General features: G+C 66.8%; 14 protein-coding genes. 6 read left to right on the forward strand and 8 right to left on the reverse strand.

Going from position 1 to position 17,717, the window contains the following annotated elements; genetic code table 11:
• Positions 1-7 precede the first annotated feature (7 nt).
• Genes cydB through M1248_RS26490 form a run of 4 tightly spaced genes read left to right on the forward strand, consistent with a single transcriptional unit; the run spans position 8 to position 4,701 of the window.
• The gene (cydB, locus tag M1248_RS26475; protein WP_163729182.1) at positions 8-1,057 is read left to right on the forward strand and encodes a cytochrome d ubiquinol oxidase subunit II; all 1,050 of its coding nucleotides are present in this window, start codon (positions 8-10) and stop codon (positions 1,055-1,057) included.
• A 41-nt stretch (positions 1,058-1,098) separates the two neighbouring features.
• The gene (gene cydD, locus M1248_RS26480; RefSeq protein ID WP_317150196.1) at positions 1,099-2,670 is read left to right on the forward strand and encodes a thiol reductant ABC exporter subunit CydD; all 1,572 of its coding nucleotides are present in this window, start codon (positions 1,099-1,101) and stop codon (positions 2,668-2,670) included.
• Positions 2,663-4,153, forward strand: coding sequence for an ATP-binding cassette domain-containing protein (locus tag M1248_RS26485; protein WP_317150197.1), 1,491 nt, complete (start codon positions 2,663-2,665; stop codon positions 4,151-4,153). The genes cydD and M1248_RS26485 overlap by 8 nt, the downstream gene beginning before the upstream one ends.
• Positions 4,154-4,164: 11 nt before the next feature.
• Complete coding sequence (locus M1248_RS26490; RefSeq protein ID WP_317150198.1) at positions 4,165-4,701, forward strand: DUF4190 domain-containing protein; 537 nt, start codon at positions 4,165-4,167, stop codon at positions 4,699-4,701.
• Here the strand turns inward: M1248_RS26490 and M1248_RS26495 are convergent.
• From M1248_RS26495 to M1248_RS26525, 7 genes are all read right to left on the reverse strand, one after another.
• Positions 4,698-5,558 (reverse strand): acyl-CoA thioesterase, encoded by an 861-nt coding sequence (locus M1248_RS26495; protein WP_163729193.1) that lies wholly within the window; start codon positions 5,556-5,558, stop codon positions 4,698-4,700. The genes M1248_RS26490 and M1248_RS26495 overlap by 4 nt on opposite strands.
• Before the next feature lie 20 nt (positions 5,559-5,578).
• Entirely contained in the window at positions 5,579-6,997 is a 1,419-nt protein-coding gene (gene pyk / locus M1248_RS26500; protein WP_163729195.1) for a pyruvate kinase, read from the reverse strand.
• 37 nt (positions 6,998-7,034) lie between these two features.
• Positions 7,035-8,543, reverse strand: a complete 1,509-nt coding sequence (locus M1248_RS26505) for a glutamate synthase subunit beta (RefSeq protein WP_317150199.1) — start codon at positions 8,541-8,543, stop codon at positions 7,035-7,037.
• Complete coding sequence (gene gltB, locus M1248_RS26510) at positions 8,536-13,089, reverse strand: glutamate synthase large subunit (RefSeq protein WP_317150200.1); 4,554 nt, start codon at positions 13,087-13,089, stop codon at positions 8,536-8,538. The genes M1248_RS26505 and gltB overlap by 8 nt, the downstream gene beginning before the upstream one ends.
• An 86-nt stretch (positions 13,090-13,175) precedes the next feature.
• Complete coding sequence (locus M1248_RS26515; RefSeq protein ID WP_317150201.1) at positions 13,176-13,595, reverse strand: DUF2752 domain-containing protein; 420 nt, start codon at positions 13,593-13,595, stop codon at positions 13,176-13,178.
• Entirely contained in the window at positions 13,585-13,998 is a 414-nt protein-coding gene (locus tag M1248_RS26520; RefSeq protein ID WP_163729203.1) for an NINE protein, read from the reverse strand. Before M1248_RS26520 ends, M1248_RS26515 begins: the two co-directional genes overlap by 11 nt.
• Positions 13,999-14,030: 32 nt before the next feature.
• Complete coding sequence (locus M1248_RS26525) at positions 14,031-14,600, reverse strand: TetR/AcrR family transcriptional regulator (protein WP_317150206.1); 570 nt, start codon at positions 14,598-14,600, stop codon at positions 14,031-14,033.
• Between the two features lie 81 nt (positions 14,601-14,681).
• On the opposite strand from M1248_RS26525, the gene M1248_RS26530 reads away from it, so the two are divergent.
• Complete coding sequence (locus tag M1248_RS26530) at positions 14,682-15,497, forward strand: SDR family oxidoreductase (protein ID WP_163729207.1); 816 nt, start codon at positions 14,682-14,684, stop codon at positions 15,495-15,497.
• Complete coding sequence (locus tag M1248_RS26535; RefSeq protein WP_317150202.1) at positions 15,494-16,951, forward strand: NAD(P)/FAD-dependent oxidoreductase; 1,458 nt, start codon at positions 15,494-15,496, stop codon at positions 16,949-16,951. Before M1248_RS26530 ends, M1248_RS26535 begins: the two co-directional genes overlap by 4 nt.
• On the opposite strand, the gene M1248_RS26540 is transcribed toward M1248_RS26535, so the two are convergent.
• The coding region (locus M1248_RS26540; RefSeq protein WP_317150203.1) for an HNH endonuclease signature motif containing protein at positions 16,948-17,717 on the reverse strand (770 nt) is incomplete at its 5' end. The two genes, M1248_RS26535 and M1248_RS26540, sit on opposite strands and share 4 nt — an antisense overlap.

Consider the following 17,717-nt stretch of genomic DNA (forward strand, 5'->3'; position numbering starts at 1 on the left):
GTGTGTGATGGGCCTACAAGAGATGTGGTTCTTCATCATCGCCGTCCTGTTCGGCGGCTTCGTTCTGCTCGAGGGCTTCGACTTCGGGGTCGGCATGCTGATGGCCCCGTTCGGGCGGGCGGGCAAGAGCAGCGGCGCGGATCCCGAGCAGCGCAGGCGCGCCGCGCTGAACACCATCGGTCCGGTGTGGGACGCCAATGAGGTCTGGTTGATCACCGCTGGCGCAGCGATGTTCGCCGCGTTCCCGAACTGGTACGCCACGATGTTCTCGGCGCTGTATCTGCCCCTGCTGGCCATCCTGGTCGGGATGATCGTGCGCGTCGTCGGTATCGAATGGCGCGGCAAGATCAACGATCCGCGTTGGCGCACATGGGCCGACGCCGGTATCGCGGCCGGATCCTGGTTGCCCGCCATCCTGTGGGGCGTCGCGTTCGCGATCCTGGTGCGGGGCCTACCCATTGATGCCGACGGCCAGGCTCACCTGTCGATCGGCGATGTCCTCAGCGGCTACACGGTTCTCGGCGGGCTGGCGACGGCCTCGCTGTTCGCGTTCTACGGTGCGGTGTTCGTGGCATTGAAGACCGCAGGTGCGGTGCGCGACGACGCATTCCGCTTCGCCCGTGTGTTGTCGCTGCCGGCCATCGTGTTCGCAGGCGGGTTCGGACTCTGGACGCAACTGGCGCACGGCAAGACTTGGACATGGTTGCCGCTGGGGATCGCCGTGATCGCGCTGCTGACGGCGGTGGCACTGATGCTGACCCGCCGCCGGGAGGGCTGGGCGTTCGCCTCGACGATGGTCGTGGTCGCCTCGGTCGTGGTGCTGCTGTTCGGCACCATGTATCCGAATCTGTTGCCGTCCACGCTGAATCCGGACTGGAACGTGACGATCTACAACGGTTCATCGACGCCGTACACGCTGGCGATCATGTCGTGGGCGTCCTTGACGCTGCTGCCACTGGTGGTCGGATACCAGGGGTGGACGTACTGGGTGTTCCGCCGCAGGATCACCGCCGATGCCATCCCGGCCTCAGTCGGATTGTCACGGCAACGCACGTGAACGGGCCTGTCGACCCGCGCCTGTGGCGTGCATCGACAGCGATGCGCCGATTTCTCGTGTCGTCGACCGCCTGCGGCGTACTGATCGCCGGCGCCACGATCGCCTCCGCGGTCGTGCTGGCCGACATCGCGGCCCGCGTGATCACCGATCCGGATGCGCGCAGCCTCAGCCGGCTGGCAGGGCCGCTGTCGATTCTTGTGCTGCTGTGGACATTCCGGACAGTGGTCACCTGGCGGCAGGGCCGGCTCGCGCAGCGCGGGGCGAGCGAGGTGATTGCCGACATCAGCCGGTCGGTGCTGGCGGCGACGACCGCATTGCCGCCACGCCAGTTCACGCGGCACCGTGACGACGCCGCCATCCTCGTCACCCGGGGCCTCGACGGCCTGCGGATGTACTTCACCGCATATCTACCCGCGCTGCTCGCCGCCGTGCTTCTTACACCGGCCACCGTCGCCGTGATCGCCTGGTACGACTGGCGATCCGCATTGATCGTCTCGATCGCACTGCCACTCATTCCGATCTTCATGGTCCTGATCGGCCTCACCACCTCCGAGCGCTCTGCTGCGGCGTTACGCGCGATGGCCACGCTGCAATCGCGTCTGCTGGATCTGGTGGCGGGCCTGCCGACGCTGCGGGCCCTGCGACGCGTGGGAGGCTCAGCGACGCGGATCGCCGAATTGGGCGCCGCCCATCGTCGTTCGACGATGGCGACGTTGCGCATCGCCTTTCTGTCTTCGCTGGTGCTCGAATTGCTGGCCACACTCGGTGTCGCGCTCGTCGCGGTGAGCGTGGGGCTGCGACTGGTCTACGGCGATGTGACCTTGACTGCGGGTCTCACGGCGCTGCTGCTGGCGCCCGAGGTGTTCTGGCCACTGCGCCGCGTCGGTGCGGCCTATCACGCCGCACAGGACGGAAAGACAGCCGCCGACAATGCGTTCCGTCTCGTCGATGCGCTGCCGTCGTCGGCGGGCGGGACCCGCCATGTGACGGCCGGATCTGCCACAAGGGGGTCCACCATCGCCATCACGGCACTCGACGCCACCGTCGAGCCCGGCCGGGTGACCGTCATCGCCGGGCCCAACGGAGCGGGCAAGACCACGCTGCTGCACGCCATTCTGGGTCTCACCGAGCCCGAGTCCGGCCGGATTCACGTCGACGCCATCGACGTGGCCGATCTGGACCTGCCCGCCTGGTGGGCACAAGTCGGGTGGCTTGCGCATCGCCCCGCGATCATTCCCGGTACCGTGCGGCAGAATCTCGAGCTCTTCGGACCGCTCGATGATATCGAGAAGGCCTGCCGGATGGCCTGTTTCGATGAGGTGCTGGCCGACTTGCCCGACGGCCTGAACACCATGCTGGGCAGCGGCGGCGTCGGCCTCTCGCTCGGTCAACGCCAACGACTCGGACTGGCCCGGGTGCTCGGATCGGCCGCTCCCGTCCTGCTTCTCGACGAACCGACCGCTCACCTCGACGCCGAAGCCGAACACCGCGTGCTCGACGCCATCACCACACGCGCCGCCGCCGGTGCGACAGTGATCGTGGTCGGCCACCGCGCACCGGTGCTCGCCATCGGCGAGCGCGTCCTGCAGATCGGGAGCCTCGTCGATGTTTGACTTGCTGCGCCCGCGGGTTCCCCGGCTGCTGCTCGCCATCCTGTTCGGGGTGCTGTCCCTCGGCAGCGCGCTCGCCCTGGCGGGCGTGGCGGCATGGCTGATCACCAGGGCCTGGCAGATGCCGCCGGTGCTGCACCTGACGGTGGCGGCCGTGGCGGTCCGCGCACTGGGTATCTCGCGCGGGGTGCTGGGCTACTGCGAACGGCTGGCGTCGCACGACACCGCCCTGCGCGCCGCCGCCGACGTCCGGGAGCGACTGTACGCACAGCTCGCCGCAGGACCCGCCGACGCGGTGCTGCGGCGGCATACCGGTGAACTGGTCAGCGACATCGGCGCATCGGTCGACGAGCTCTCCGATGTGCTCGTGCGCGCGGCGGTCCCGATATCGGTCGCGGCCATCCTCGGGACCGCCGCCACCGTCGTCATCGCCGTCATCTCTCCCCCGGCCGCCATTGTTCTGATGTTGTGCTTGCTGATTGCGGGCGTCGTCGCACCCGTGTTGACCGCCCGGGCCGCGGCGGCCGCTGAACAGCTTGCTGTACAACATCGTTCACAGCGCGATACGGCAGCCATGATCGCACTCGAACACGCGCCCGAGCTGCGGGTGAGCGGTCGGCTCGACGAGCTGCTGGCCAATGCCGACCGGCAGCAACGCGACTGGGGCCGCGCCATCGACCGGGCCGCGGCACCCGCCGCTTTGGCCTCCGCGGCTCCTATCGCGGCCATCGGCGCCAGCGTGCTGGGTGCCGTCGTCTGCGGAATCGCCTTGGCGCCGACCGTCGCGCCGACCACGGTCGCGATACTGATGCTGTTGCCGCTCTCCGCTTTTGAAGCGACGACAGCGCTGCCCGCCGCCGGCGTCCAGCTGGCGCGTTCACGCCTCGCCGCACGCCGCCTGCACGTGCTGGTCAACCCGGACCGCGACGACGCGCGCCGTCCGACGGTCCCCGAGATCGACCTCGAACCCGGTGCCAGACTGGCAGTCACCGGCCCGAGCGGCTCTGGGAAGACGACGCTGCTGATGAACCTCGCGGGTCTGCTGCCCGAGGAGACCCCGTCGCAGACCGCCTTCTTTGCCGAGGATGCACATCTGTTCGCCACGACCGTTCGCGACAACCTCCTTGTCGCGCGTGGCGATGCGACCGACGACGAGCTCCGTGAAGCCCTGCATCGGGTGGGGCTCGCCGATTGGCTCGACGCGCTGCCCGACGGCCTGTCCACCGTCCTCGTCGGCGGGGCTGCGGCCGTTTCGGCGGGGCAGCGCAGGAGACTGCTGCTGGCCCGCGCGCTGGTGTCGAAGATGCCGACCCTGTTGCTCGACGAACCCACCGAACACCTCGACGCCGCCGATGGCGAGCGACTTCTCATCGAAATGCTGACCCCCGGCGCGCTGTTCCCCGCCGAACGCACCGTCGTCGTCGCCACCCATCACCTGCCGGCCGACTTTGCAAGTCCCGTCCTCAATCTCGGAGCCTGCGAGTAACCTCAGACACCATGAGCGAGCCGGACAAGCCCGAAACGCCACCCCCGCCGCCGCCTGCGTCCCCGCCGGCACCCCCGCCCCCGCCGGCCGGACCCCCACCACCGTCCTACGGTGGGTATCCCGGAAGCTATCCGCCGCAGCAGGCGCCGTACGGCGGGTACGCACCGCCACCGTCCGCACCCCAAAACGGTTTGGGAATCGCGGCATTGGTGACTGCGATCATCGCGCTGCTGACGGTCGTCGGTGGCGTCGTACTCGGCGTCGTCGCAGTGATTCTCGGGTTCCTCGGGTGGGGCAAGGCCAAGCGCGGGGAGGCGACCAACGGAGGCGTCGCTGTCGCCGGAATCGTGCTGGGGTTCCTCAGCATCATCGAAGCCATCGTCGTAATCGGGCTGTTCATATGGGGATTCGGCGAAGTCGGCGGGACCGACCTCGTCGACTGCCTGAACCGAGCCGGCTCGGATCCGGCCGCCCAGCAGGAGTGCTCGGACCAGTTCACCCAGAACCTCGAGGACCAGTTCTCGATCACGGTCACCCCGACGCCCTAGCGCGGGAAGTGCTTGACGATGCCCTCCTGCACCACGGTCGCCAGCAACTGACCCGACCGGTCGAAGAAGTGCCCCGTGCCGAGGCCCCGTGAATCGGCGGCCACGGGCGACGACGTCGAATACAGCACCCATTCGTCGAACCGCACCGGGCGGTGAAACCACACCGAGTGGTTGGTGGTGACCGCGAAGATCCGGTCGAACCCCCAGGACAGCCCGTGGGTGGTGATGATCGAGTCCAGCACCGTGGTGTCCGACGCGTACGCCAGCGCTGCGGCGTGCAGTGCGGGGTCGTCGGGCATGTGGCCCTGGGCCTTCATCCAGACCCTGTTGTAGGTGAGCTTCTCCCCCTTGGAGCGCATCACCCAGGTCGGATCGTTGGTGTAGCGCCAGTCGATCGGCCGCAGCGCGTTCACGAAATGCGGAACAACATCTTCGTATCCGCGCAGCAGATCGTCGACCGGTGGCACGGTCAACGGATCCGGCAGCTCAGGCGGCTCGATCCCGTGTTCCAGGCTGCGGCCACCGGCCAGATACGACACCATCGCGCTGGTCAACAGCACGCCGTCCTGCATCACGTCGACCCTGCGATTGGCGAAGCGGCGCTCGTCGCGCAGTCGCGCGATGTGGAATTCGAGGTCCTTCTCCGGATCGCCGCCGGCGATGAAATGCACGGACAGCGCGCTCGGCGGCAAGTCATGTTCGAGGCTGCGGGTCGCCGCGATCAGCGACTGCGCCATCATCTGGCCGCCGAATGTGCGCACCGGATTCTTGCTCGGGTGCGAACCGACGTAGGTGTCGTCGCCGGTCTGACGGAGGTCCAGTATCGCCAGCAGCTCATCCAAATCTGCCGTTGACACTGGGCCCCCTTTCCGTGCGACTAGACGTCGTCCTCCCCGATCCGGTGCACGTGGATCAGATTCGTGGAGCCTACTGTGCCCGGTGGAGCGCCGGCGATGATGACCACCAGGTCGCCCCGCTTGTAACGGCCGAGTTCGAGTAGCGACTTGTCGACCTGCTTGATCATGCCGTCGGTGGTTTGGATGTGCGGAACGATGAACGTCTCGGTGCCCCAGCTCAGCGCGAGCTGGCTGCGGACCTCGGGCAGCGACGTGAACGCCAGCAGCGGCAGTGGGGTGTGCAACCGTGCGAGCCGGCGGACCGTGTCACCGGACTGCGTGTAGGCGACCAGCGCCTTGGCGTCCAGACGCTCGCCGATATCGCGCGCCGCATAGGAGATGACGCCACGTTTGGTGCGGGGCACGTGGGTGAGCGGCGGGACGACGACCGAGTTCTCCTCGACCGCCTTGACGATGCGGGCCATCGTCTTGACGACCTCCAGCGGGTACTTGCCCACCGAGGTTTCGCCCGACAGCATCACGGCGTCCGCGCCGTCGAGCACCGCGTTCGCGACGTCCGACGCCTCGGCGCGGGTCGGCCGGGAATTCTCGATCATCGACTCGAGCATCTGAGTCGCGACGATGACGGGTTTGGCGTTCTCCCTTGCCATTTGGATGGCCCGCTTCTGCACCAGCGGGACCTCTTCCAGAGGTAGTTCGACACCCAGGTCGCCGCGGGCCACCATGATCGCGTCAAAAGCCAGCACGATGGCTTCGAGGTTGTCGATGGCCTCGGGCTTCTCGAGCTTGGCGATGACGGGCACCCGCCGGCCGACGCGATCCATGATCTCGTGCACGAGTTCGATATCGGCGGGTGAACGGACGAACGACAGCGCGACCAGGTCGACGCCGATCTGAAGCGCGAACTCCAGGTCCTCGATGTCCTTCTCCGACAGTGCGGGGGCCGACACGTTCATGCCGGGGAGCGACATCCCCTTGTTGTTGCTGACCGCGCCGCCCTCGGTGACGATGCACACCACGTCGTTACCGTCGATCTGGTCGACGACCAGACCGACGTTTCCGTCGTCGACGAGCACCCGGTCGCCCTCGGTGGCGTCCTCCGCGAGCCGCTTGTAGGTCGTCGACACCCGGTCGTGGGTGCCTTCGCAGTCGTCGACCGTGATCCGCACGGTCTCACCCTCGGCCCAGTAGGTGGGCCCCGCCGCGAACCTGCCGAGGCGGATCTTCGGACCCTGCAGGTCGGCGAGGATGCCGACGGCGCGCCCAGTGGCATCGGATGCTGCGCGAACGCGCTTGTAGTTGGCTTCGTGATCGGAGTAATCGCCGTGGCTGAAGTTGAGCCGTGCGACGTCCATGCCGGCCTCGACCAGTGCCTTGACAGCTTCATCGGAAGCGGTGGCCGGACCTAGGGTGCAGACGATCTTTCCGCGTCTATTCACGCCTGCGAGCATAGTCGTTAATCGATTCAGACACCGGCTACAGGCTGGCCAGAGGCACTGCGCCCGGGATCACCGGTGCGGGCAGATCCGACTCCCCCATCAGGTATTTGTCCACGGCATGAGCGGCGCTGCGGCCTTCGGCAATGGCCCACACGATCAGTGAGGCACCACGGTGAGCATCGCCACATACGAACACTCCGGGCGCGTCTGTCTGCCAGTCCGATCCGCAGGGCAGCGCTCCGCGACGGTTGAGTTCGAGACCGAGCCCGTCCAGCAGCGGCATGTGCTCGACACCATCGAAGCCGATCGCCAGCAGGGCCAACTCACACGGAAGTTCCAAGGAGTCACCGACGGGCGTGATCACCCGACGCCCCTCGGCGTCCCGTTCGACCTTCACCTCCGCGATCTCGATGGCACGCAGATTCCCCTGGTCGTCACCGAGGAAGCGTTGAACTGCCACTTCGTACCGGCGGTCGCCACCTTCGGCGTGTGCAGGCGAAAGGCGGGTGCGCAGCACGACCGGCCACATCGGCCACGGCGAGCGTGACTCGTCGCGCGCCTCCGGCGGCTCCGGATTGTAGTCCAGCTGGGTCACGGACTTCGCCCCCTGACGATGGGCGGTGCCCAGGCAGTCCGCGCCGGTGTCACCGCCGCCGATGATCACGACGTGCTTGCCCTCGGCGGAGACCGGGCTCGGACCGTCGCCTTCACACTCCTTGTTCGCGGGCACCAAATGGTCCATCGCCAGGTGCACGCCCTTGAGCGATCGGCCCTGCGCGTCGCTGTCGCGTGCCCGCAGCGCGCCGACCGCCAGCACCACAGCGTCGTACTGGGCCCGCAGGCGCTCGACGGGCACGTCGACGCCGACTTCACACTCGGTGACGAACCGCGTTCCCTCCGCCCGCATCTGGGCCAGCCGCTGGTTCAGCGTGGCCTTCTCGAGCTTGTATTCCGGGATGCCGTAGCGCATCAAACCGCCGATCCGGTCGTCACGCTCGTACACGGTGACATCGTGACCGGCACGCGTGAGCTGTTGTGCCGCAGCGAGTCCGGCGGGACCCGATCCGACGACAGCCACTCGCCTACCCGTCGCGATGGCCGCGGGCTGAGGTTCGACGACGCCGTCCATCCAGGCCTGGTCGGCGATGGTCTGTTCGATGCGCTTGATCGTGACGCTGCCGCCCGTCTGCTCCTCTCCGATGGAGAGGACACACGCCGCTTCGCACGGCGCCGGGCACAGCCGTCCGGTGAACTCCGGGAAGTTGTTCGTCGCGTGCAGACGGTCACTCGCCGCGTCCCAGCGGCCGCGCCGCACCAGGTCATTCCATTCCGGGATGAGGTTGCCCAACGGGCAGCCCGCACTTCCAGAGTGGCAGAACGGGATTCCGCAGTCCATGCATCGGCGGGCCTGCTGAGAGACCTCACCCGCGCGCTGGTGCGGATCCTGTTGTTCATAGACCTCGCGCCAGTCACCGACGCGTTCGTCGACCGCCCGCTTCGCGGCTTCGACCTTGGGGACCCTGAGAAATCCTGTCGGATCAGCCACGGCTCGCCTCCATGATCGCGGTGTCGACATCGCGGCCCTCGCGTTTGGCGACCAAGGTGGCCTCCAAGACCCGTTGATAGTCGCGGGGCATCACCTTGGTGAACTGCGCACTGCGCCTTGGCCAGTCGGACAGCACACTGGCGGCCAGCGTGCTTCCGGTGTACTTGGCGTGAGTGGCGATGACGTCCCGCAACCAGGTCAGATCCTCGGGTTCGAGCCGCTGCAGCTCGACCATCTCGGTGTTGACCTTCTTCGGGTCGAGCCCGAGCACGAACGCTATGCCGCCGGACATGCCGGCCGCCATGTTGCGGCCCGTCTTGCCGAGGACGACCACCCGGCCGCCCGTCATGTACTCGCAGGCGTGGTCGCCGACACCCTCCACGACGGTCAGCGCCCCGGAGTTGCGCGCGGCGAACCGCTCGCCGACCCGGCCGCGCAGATACAGTTCGCCCGACGTGGCGCCGAACAGCAGGGTATTGCCCGCGATGACGTTGTCCTCGGGCAGGAACAGCACGTCGTCCGGCGGCCTGACGACGACCCGTCCGCCGGACAGCCCCTTGCCCACATAGTCGTTGGCGTCGCCGATCAGCTCCAGCGTGATTCCCGGCGGCAGGAAGGCCCCGACGGACTGTCCCGCGGAGCCGGTCAACGTGATGTGAATCGTGTTGTCGGGCAGGCCCGCGGCGCCATAGCGTCGGGTGACCTCGGACCCGAGCAGCGTGCCGACGGTGCGGTTGACGTTACGCACCGGCAGTTCGAGCCGCACCGGATGCGCGTCTTCCAGCGCACCCTCGGCGAGCTGGATGATCGTGCGGTCCAACGCTTGTTCGAGGCCGTGCTCCTGCCCCCTGATGCGGCGGCGCGCTCCGCTCGGCTCCGTGTCTTCCCCGCCATCCCGCCCGCGGGCGACCGCGAACACCGGCGCCAGGTCCAGACCCTTGCTCTTCCAATGGGCGACGCCTTCGTCGGTGTCCAGCATCTCGGCATGACCCACCGCCTCGTCGATACTGCGGAAACCGAGTTCGGCGAGGTAGCGACGGATGTCCTCGGCGATGAACCGGAAATAGTTCTCGACGAACTCCGGCTTGCCGTTGAATCGCGCCCGCAGCTCTGGGTTCTGGGTCGCGACGCCCACCGGGCAGGTGTCGAGATGACAGACCCGCATCATGATGCAGCCCGAAACCACAAGCGGCGCAGTGGCGAACCCGTATTCCTCGGCGCCGAGCAGCGCCGCGACAACGACATCACGCGCGGTGCGCATTCCACCGTCGCACTGCACGGTGATGCGGTCGCGCAGACCGTTGAGCATCAGCGTCTGCTGGGTATCGGCCAACCCGATCTCCCACGGCATGCCCGCATGCTTGAGGCTCGTGAGCGGCGCGGCACCGGTGCCGCCGTCATACCCGGAGATCAGCACCACGTCTGCGTGCGCCTTGGAGACACCCGCCGCGACCGTGCCCACGCCGACGCTACTGACGAGCTTGACGTGGATGCGGGCGTCGGCGTTGGCGTTCTTGAGATCGTGGATCAGCTGAGCCAGGTCCTCGATCGAGTAGATGTCGTGGTGCGGCGGCGGCGAGATCAACCCGACTCCCGGTGTCGAGTGCCGCGTCTTCGCGATGTTCGGATACACCTTGTAACCCGGGAGTTGTCCGCCCTCGCCGGGTTTGGCGCCCTGTGCCATCTTGATCTGGATATCGGTGCCGTTGACCAAATAGTCGCTGGTGACGCCGAACCGGCCCGAGGCGACCTGTTTCACGGCGCTGCGACGCCGGGGGTCATAGAGGCGGTCGGTGTCCTCGCCGCCCTCACCTGAGTTGGAGCGGCCACCGAGGTTGTTCATGGCGATGGCCATGGTCTCGTGCGCTTCCGCGGAGATGGAGCCGTAGCTCATCGCGCCGGTGTTGAATCGGGTGACGATGGAGTCGACCGATTCGACCTCGTCCAGCGGCACCGGGGGCCTCAGCTTCTTGAAACTGAACAGACCACGCAGCGTGCCGCCTTCCCTGGAGAGGCGGTTCACCTCATCGGAATACTGTTTGAAGATGTCGTGGCGACCGGTGCGGGTCGAATGCTGCAGCAGGAACACCACTTCCGGGGTGAACAGGTGCAGTTCGCCCTCGCGGCGGAACGCGTATTCACCGCCGACCTCGAGCCGCCGGTGCACCCGCTCGGTCGGGTTCTCCGGATACGCACGCCGATGCCGGACCTTGACTTCCTCGGCGAGCACGTCCAATCCGACACCGCCGAGTTGGCTGGGCGTACCGGTGAAGTACTGATCGATGACGTGCTTGTCGATGCCGACCGCCTCGAAAGCCTGCGCCGCGGTATAGGAGGCGACGGTCGAGATGCCCATCTTGCTCATCACCTTCATGACGCCCTTGCCGAGGGCCTTGAGGTAGTTACGCACCGCCGCAGCGGGTTCGATGCCGGTGAGCTCACCTTCACGGACGAGGTCTTCGATCGACTCGAACGCCAGATACGGATTGACCGCGGCGGCGCCGAAACCGATGAGCATCGCGATGTGGTGAACCTCGCGGGCGTCTCCGCTCTCCACCACCAGGGCGACCGTCGTGCGCTGCTTTGTGCGGACGAGGTGATGGTGGACGGCCGAGACCGCGAGCAACGACGGTATCGGCGCCCTCGTGTGGTCGGAGTCGCGGTCGGAGATGACCAGGGTGCGCGCACCTTTGGCGATGGCGTCACATGCCCGAAGGCGCAGGTCCTCCAGCGCGTCGGCCAGGCCGTCACCGCCGCGCTCGACGTCGTAGAGCGCCTTGAGGACCGCGGTCCTCAGCCCGCCGTACTCGCCGTCGTCGTTGATGTGAACGATCTTGTTGAGCTCGTCGTTGTCGAGAACCGGCCACCGCAGCACGATCTGGCGGCACGACGCCGCGGTCGGCTCGAGGAGGTTCTGCTCCGGCCCCATGATGCGGGCCATCGACGTGACGACCTCCTCGCGGATCGCGTCCAGCGGCGGGTTGGTCACCTGCGCGAAGAGTTCGACGAAGTAGTCGTAGAGCAGCCGGGACCGCTGCGACAGCACGGCAGTCGGAGTGTCGGTGCCCATGGAGCCCAACGGCTCAGCGCCCGAGGCGGCCATCGGGCTGAGCAGAATGCGCAGGTCTTCTTCGGTGTAACCGAAGGCGATCTGCCTGCGCACGACGGTTTCGTGGTTCGGCTGGAAACGGACGCGGTCGGCAAGGGTCTTGATGTCGAGCAGTCCGGAGTGCAACCACTCGCCGTAGGGCTCCTGCCCGGCGAGGGACTCCTTGATCTCGTCGTCGCCCACGATGCGGCCGGCGGCGGTGTCGATGAGGAGCATCTTGCCGGGCTGCAGCCGGCCCTTGGCGACGATGTGCGCGGACGGCACGTCGAGCACACCGCTCTCACTGGCGAGGATGAGGCGGTCATCCAGGGTGCGCCACCAGCGTCCTGGTCGTAAACCGTTGCGGTCCAACACAGCTCCGACGAGCGTGCCGTCGGTGAACGTGACGCACGCGGGCCCGTCCCACGGCTCCATCAGGGACGCGTGGAACTGCCAGAACGCCCGCTCGGCGGGCTCCATGGTGGTGTTGTTCTCCCACGCCTCGGGGATCATCATGAGCACGGCGTGGGGCAGGGTGCGCCCACCCAGATGCAGGAGTTCGAGGACTTCGTCGAACGACGCCGAATCGGAGGCCCCGGGTGTGCAGATCGGTGAGAGCCGGGACAGGTCACCTGGAATCTTGGCGCTGGCGAGCATCGCCTCGCGCGCGTGCATCCGGTTGCGGTTGCCGCGCACGGTGTTGATCTCACCGTTGTGCGCGACGAAGCGGAAGGGATGCGCCAGCGGCCAGGACGGGAACGTGTTCGTCGAAAACCGGCTGTGCACAATCGCGATCGCGCTGCAGCACCGTTTGTCGCGAAGATCCGGAAAGTATTGGGGCAGTTGCATTGTGGTGAGCATGCCCTTGTACACCATGGTGCGGCTGGACAGCGAAGGAAAGTACACGCCGTTACGCTCGGCGCGCTTGCGCAGCGGGTAGACGTGACGGTCGAGATCGATCCCACCGAGGTGCTGCGGCGAGGCGACGAACAGCTGCTCCATGTGCGGCATACAGCCGAGCGCCGTCGCCCCGACCTCGGCTCCGTCCGGATCGGTGGGGACCTCACGCCAGCCGAGCACGGTGAGCCCCTCTTCGGCGGCGATGGCTTCGACGTCGGCGCGTGCGGCGGCCCTGTCGGCGGCATCCTGCGGCAGGAAACAGATGCCGGCGGCGAAGGTGTTGGCGCCTCCGGCCGTCGGCGTCGGCAGCTCGAAGTCGACGACCTCGCGCAGCAGTTCGACGGGCAGCTGGATGAGGATGCCCGCACCGTCGCCGCTGTTGGGTTCGGCGCCCGCGGCGCCACGGTGTTCGAGATGTTCCAGGGCGACCAATCCGTCGACGACGATGGCGTGCGACCGGCGGCCTTGGATGTCGGTGATCATGGCGACGCCGCAGGAGTCAGACTCGTTATTCGGGTCGTAGAGCCCCTGGGGCTCGGGAAATGCCGAGTAGAGCATCGAGGAAAAACCCTCCGCAGTCCTGGGAAATCATGTCCCGGGACTGCACCGGCCCGAAGTCCGATTGTATCAGCGCAGCGCGCTTGTTACCCGTCGAGAAGCGTCGGTACCAGCGGGAATCCGGGGAGATTCCGGACCACGGTCCACGCGACGGCGACCACGACGATGACGGCGCCGGAGACCGGCGTCAGCCATGGGCGTCCACTTTGGCGCCGCAGCAGCACCCATATCAGCAGAAGCGGCAAGCCGATCAAGGCGACGACGTTGTCGACGACGGCAGCGGACAGGTCGCCGTTCAGGACGTCGTGGACCATGCGCAGGCCGCCGCAGCCCGGACAGAAGAGACCCGTCGCCGCCTGGAAGGGGCACGCCGGGAACAGAAAGTTCGGCCGGTGGGGGTCGGCGATGCCGATGTAGGCCAGCGCACCCACCGCCGCGGCACCCGTGCCGAGGGCGGTGTAGAGCCGCCCGCGGTTGGGGGTCGTGCTGGTCGTATCAGGTGCCATCGCGCAACGGTCGGCCCTGCGGATCGCGCACCTTGTCGGTCAGCATGAGGATCGCGTCGATGATCCCCCAGATCACGGCGCCGATACCGCAGGTCACCAGGCCGACGATCAGCTGGGCGACGCCGAGCCCGGTCTGGCCGATGTACATGCGGCCGATGCCCACGAGCCCGAAGAGACCGAGCAGCTGCAGCAGGCCCGCGACGACCTTGGATTTGTCGGAGTAGGGCTCACCGGTCATCGGGTGCCTGCCGAAGGGCGCGCTCGGGTCCATGTAGGCCTGCGGATACTGGCCGCCCGGCGGCGGATAGCCAGCCTGCGGCGGCGGTGGGTAGCCAGGCTGCGGCGGGGGCGGCGGCGTCGGCTGGCTTCCATATTCGTTGCCACCGAACTGCGGCTCAGTCATGCCCACAGCATGCCAGAAACACGGCCATTACTTCAGGTTTGGCCACTCACGAGCTGAAGGACGTCGGCGAGACCGTCTACCGGCAGCGACGGGTCGATGGAGCGAAGCAATCCGAGGCCGACTCCGAGCGCAAGCATCACGGTGGCCGTTTCGCCGCCTGGCAGTGCCGGCGTAGTGCTGCCAGCGGATTCTGCTGCCCCGGTGAGCATTTGGAGTATGCCGTTGAGTCGAGACGCGAGTTCGTTGCGCAGCTGCTCGTTGTGACGGGCGTGTGCAGCGAACTCGACTTCCAAGGACGTCCAGGCCGAATCGCCGATGACGCGCTCGGCCCACGCCTGCAGTCCCTCGACGCGGGAGGCGGCCTCCGGCTTGGCCATGATGTCGAGAATCTCGCCGAGACGCTCTCCGCGGACCTCGTCGAGCACGGCGATGCACAGCTCGTCCTTGTTCCGGAAGTTCGAGTAGACCGCGCCCTTCGAGAAACCCGCGGCGTCGGCGACCTTTTCCAGCGATGTCGGGTGATAGCCGTCCTCGAAGAAGAGCTGCCTGGCGGTCTTGAGGAGCTGCATCCTGGTCTGGGCCTGGCTTTCGGCGCGAGTCATCCGAGGCACGGCGCCATCGTATCGCATTGACATACTCTTGGACTCTGGATACCGTCGGTTTCTTAATGGAGGGAGCACGGTATGCCCTATCCCAAGATCGCGCTGCGCGGCGCCGTCGTCGCCGTGACGGGCGGAGCCCGCGGAATCGGCAAGGCGACCGCCGATCTCTTCGCCGCGCGTGGCGCAGTGGTATGCGTCGGGGACCTCGACCCGGCGGACGCGGCCGACGCACTCGTCGTCGACGTCACCTCGCGCGAATCGTTCGGGGCTTTCGTCGGCACGGTGATGGACCGATACGGCCGCATCGACATCCTCATCAACAACGCCGGCGTGATGCCGCTGGGCGACTTCCTCTCCGAGAACGACGCGATCAGCAGAACGACGCTCGATGTGAACGTGTGGGGCCTGATTCAGGGTATGAGAGCCGTCATGCCGCACATGATCGAGCGCGGCCGAGGACATGTGGTCAACGTGGCGTCGATGGCAGGCAAGCTGGTCGTCCCGGGATTGGCGGTCTACAACGCCAGCAAGTTCGCGGCCGTAGGGCTGTCCGCTGCGGTCCGAGAGGAATACCGGAGTACCGGTGTCAGCGTGAGCGCGGTGCTGCCGAGTGCGGTGCGGACGCGGCTCGCGTCGGGCGTGCCACTCGGCCACGGGATGCCGACGGTCGACGCCGCTGACGTCGCACGTGCGATTGTCGGCAGTGTCCGCAGTCGGCGCGCCGAAATCACCGTGCCCCGGTATCTGGCGGGATGGGATCTGGTGAATGCGACGGCACCGGAGCCGGTGATGCGCCTGGGCCGCAAGCTGATCGGGGATCGCAGGGCGCTGACGTCGGTGCAGGACGATGTCCGCGCCGCCTATGAGCAGACGATCGCAGCGCAGGCCCGCCAATGACGCGCGAACCTCGGGTTGTCATCATCGGCGCGGGCATTGCGGGCATCGCCACCGCGGTGACGTTGCAGCGGGCCGGTTTTCACGAGTTCACGATCCTGGAGAAGGGTTCCGACGTCGGCGGTGTGTGGCACTGGAACCGCTATCCCGGCCTCACCTGCGATGTCCCGTCGCAGCTGTACCAGTTCTCGTTCGCACCGAAGCCGGACTGGTCGGGGCTGTTCGCATCCGGCGAGGAGATTCAGCGGTACCTTCGCGACGTCGTCGAGCAGTTCGGGCTCGACCCACACCTCAGGCTCGATTCGGAAGTTCGGTCAGCGGTGTTCACCGGATCATCCTGGCAAGTAACGACTTCCGATGGTACGGAGTTGGAAGCGGACTTTCTGATATCGGCGACCGGTGTGCTCCATCACCCGTTCACCCCCGACATTCCCGGCCTGGAGAGTTTTACGGGCGACGTCGTCCACACCGCGCGGTGGGGCGACGGTGTAGCCACTGATGGGCGACGGATCGCCGTCATCGGCAACGGCTCGACCGGGGTGCAGATCGTGTCTGCACTCCAGGCCGGCGCCGGCCACATCACACACTTCGTGCGGACCCCGCAATGGGTGATCTGGGCGCCGATGGGGCTGTCCCAGCCGACGGTGGTGGGCTCGTTGCTGCGAAAGGCGCCCGCGTTGCATCGTCGGCTCTACGGCGCATTGCTCAGAGGCTCGCGCATTTTGACCGACATCGCGCTGCGACCGACCGTGCAGCGCCGACTGGCACAGAGTTACGCGCGACTGTGTCTGCGCATACAGATTCGCGATCGCGAACTGCGCGACAGTCTCACGCCGGACTACCAGCCCTTCTGCAAACGGCAGGTCGTGTCGAGTTCGTACTATGGCGCGATCCGTGCGGGGAACGCAGAGCTGGTCACCACGCCGATCGAGCGGGTGACGCCGCAGGGCATTCGGCTGGAGGACGGCCGTGAGATCGACGTCGACCTGCTGGTGTTGGCCACGGGATTCGAGGCGCACAACTACATGCGCCCGATGGACCTGCGCGGGCGCGACGGTGTCTCGATCGACGACGCGTGGGCCAAGAGCCCACGGGGATATCGGATGACGGCGATCCCTGGTTTCCCCAATCTCTTTACGGTGCTAGGCCCCAACTCACCCACGGGTTCGGTGTCTCTGCAGTATTCGTCAGAGCTGACGGCCCGGTACATCACGCATTGGCTGCGGAAGTTCCGCGATGGCGAGATCGACACCGTCGAGGTGACCGAGGAAGCCACCGCGAAGTTCAACGACGACGTCACTGCCGCGTTGGGGCCCACCGTGTGGAATACCGGTTGCAACTCTTGGTATCTCACCGACGAGGGCAACGTCGACCTGTGGCCATACGACCGCAAGACGATGACCGCCATGCTGAGCCGACCCGACGATCGCGACTTTCACATCACCACTTCCGGCTAGAAGGGTGGTGGCTGGTAGTTGGCGGCGAGCCAGGCTTGGTGTTGTCGTTCTTCTTCGGCGATGAATTCGGTGCGTTCACGTCGTTCGGCGTTGATGCGGTCTTGGCGGTCCTGGGCGCGGGTTTGTTTACGCCGCGGCATCATTGCCATTCGGTCCGGGTTCTGATCGACCACATAGGGCGGCAAGTCGAGTTCGCCGGTCGGCCGGGCCAAGGCGGGAAACATCGCCGCGCCGTGCGCTTCGCTGGTGTAGGTGTGCCCGGTCGGGGACGTCAGCAGGATCGTGCCGTCGGGCAACTGCCGGTCGGTCCACCCGCAGAATGTCTTGAGCAGATGGTGGATCCGGCAGTAGTGCTTGGTGTTCGACGGATGCGTCGAACCCAATGGGTACGGCACCGTGTGATCGACATCGGACTTCTCGACCGGCTTGTCGCAGCCCGGCCAGCGGCACGTCAAGTCACGCCACGCCAGGAATTCCTTGGTCTTCGCCGAGGGCCGATATCCGGGATCGGGCGCCTCACCGCTGGGCACTGTGAGCGGCTTGGGCGTGGCGGTCTTGGCGACCTCGCGTACCGACTCGGCCGGCAGAATCCCGAATCCGCGTAGGTAGCCTGGCGCGTCACTGGTGCCGTCGAGGGTGGCTTGTTCGGCGAGCACATGAATGACTGCTGTGGCCGCAGCGCTCTTGGCGTCGGCCTGTGCTGCTGTCGCTGGGAGCCTGTCACGAATTCTGTGTAAGTCCGAGATGGGACTACTACGAGTTGTAC

Source organism: Mycobacterium sp. 29Ha, from assembly GCF_032883055.1.
GTDB classification, from domain to species: domain Bacteria; phylum Actinomycetota; class Actinomycetes; order Mycobacteriales; family Mycobacteriaceae; genus Mycobacterium; species Mycobacterium gallinarum.

Coding starts and splice junctions, on each gene's coding strand:
- cydB (WP_163729182.1), top strand. CDS start 8: ATGGGCCTACAAGAGATGTGGTTCTTCATCATCGCCGTCCTGTTCGGC.
- cydD (WP_317150196.1), top strand. CDS start 1,099: ATGCGCCGATTTCTCGTGTCGTCGACCGCCTGCGGCGTACTGATCGCC.
- M1248_RS26485 (WP_317150197.1), top strand. CDS start 2,663: ATGTTTGACTTGCTGCGCCCGCGGGTTCCCCGGCTGCTGCTCGCCATC.
- M1248_RS26490 (WP_317150198.1), top strand. CDS start 4,165: ATGAGCGAGCCGGACAAGCCCGAAACGCCACCCCCGCCGCCGCCTGCG.
- gltB (WP_317150200.1), bottom strand. CDS start 13,089: ATGCTCTACTCGGCATTTCCCGAGCCCCAGGGGCTCTACGACCCGAAT.
- M1248_RS26515 (WP_317150201.1), bottom strand. CDS start 13,595: ATGGCACCTGATACGACCAGCACGACCCCCAACCGCGGGCGGCTCTAC.
- M1248_RS26520 (WP_163729203.1), bottom strand. CDS start 13,998: ATGACTGAGCCGCAGTTCGGTGGCAACGAATATGGAAGCCAGCCGACG.
- M1248_RS26525 (WP_317150206.1), bottom strand. CDS start 14,600: ATGACTCGCGCCGAAAGCCAGGCCCAGACCAGGATGCAGCTCCTCAAG.
- M1248_RS26530 (WP_163729207.1), top strand. CDS start 14,682: ATGCCCTATCCCAAGATCGCGCTGCGCGGCGCCGTCGTCGCCGTGACG.
- M1248_RS26535 (WP_317150202.1), top strand. CDS start 15,494: ATGACGCGCGAACCTCGGGTTGTCATCATCGGCGCGGGCATTGCGGGC.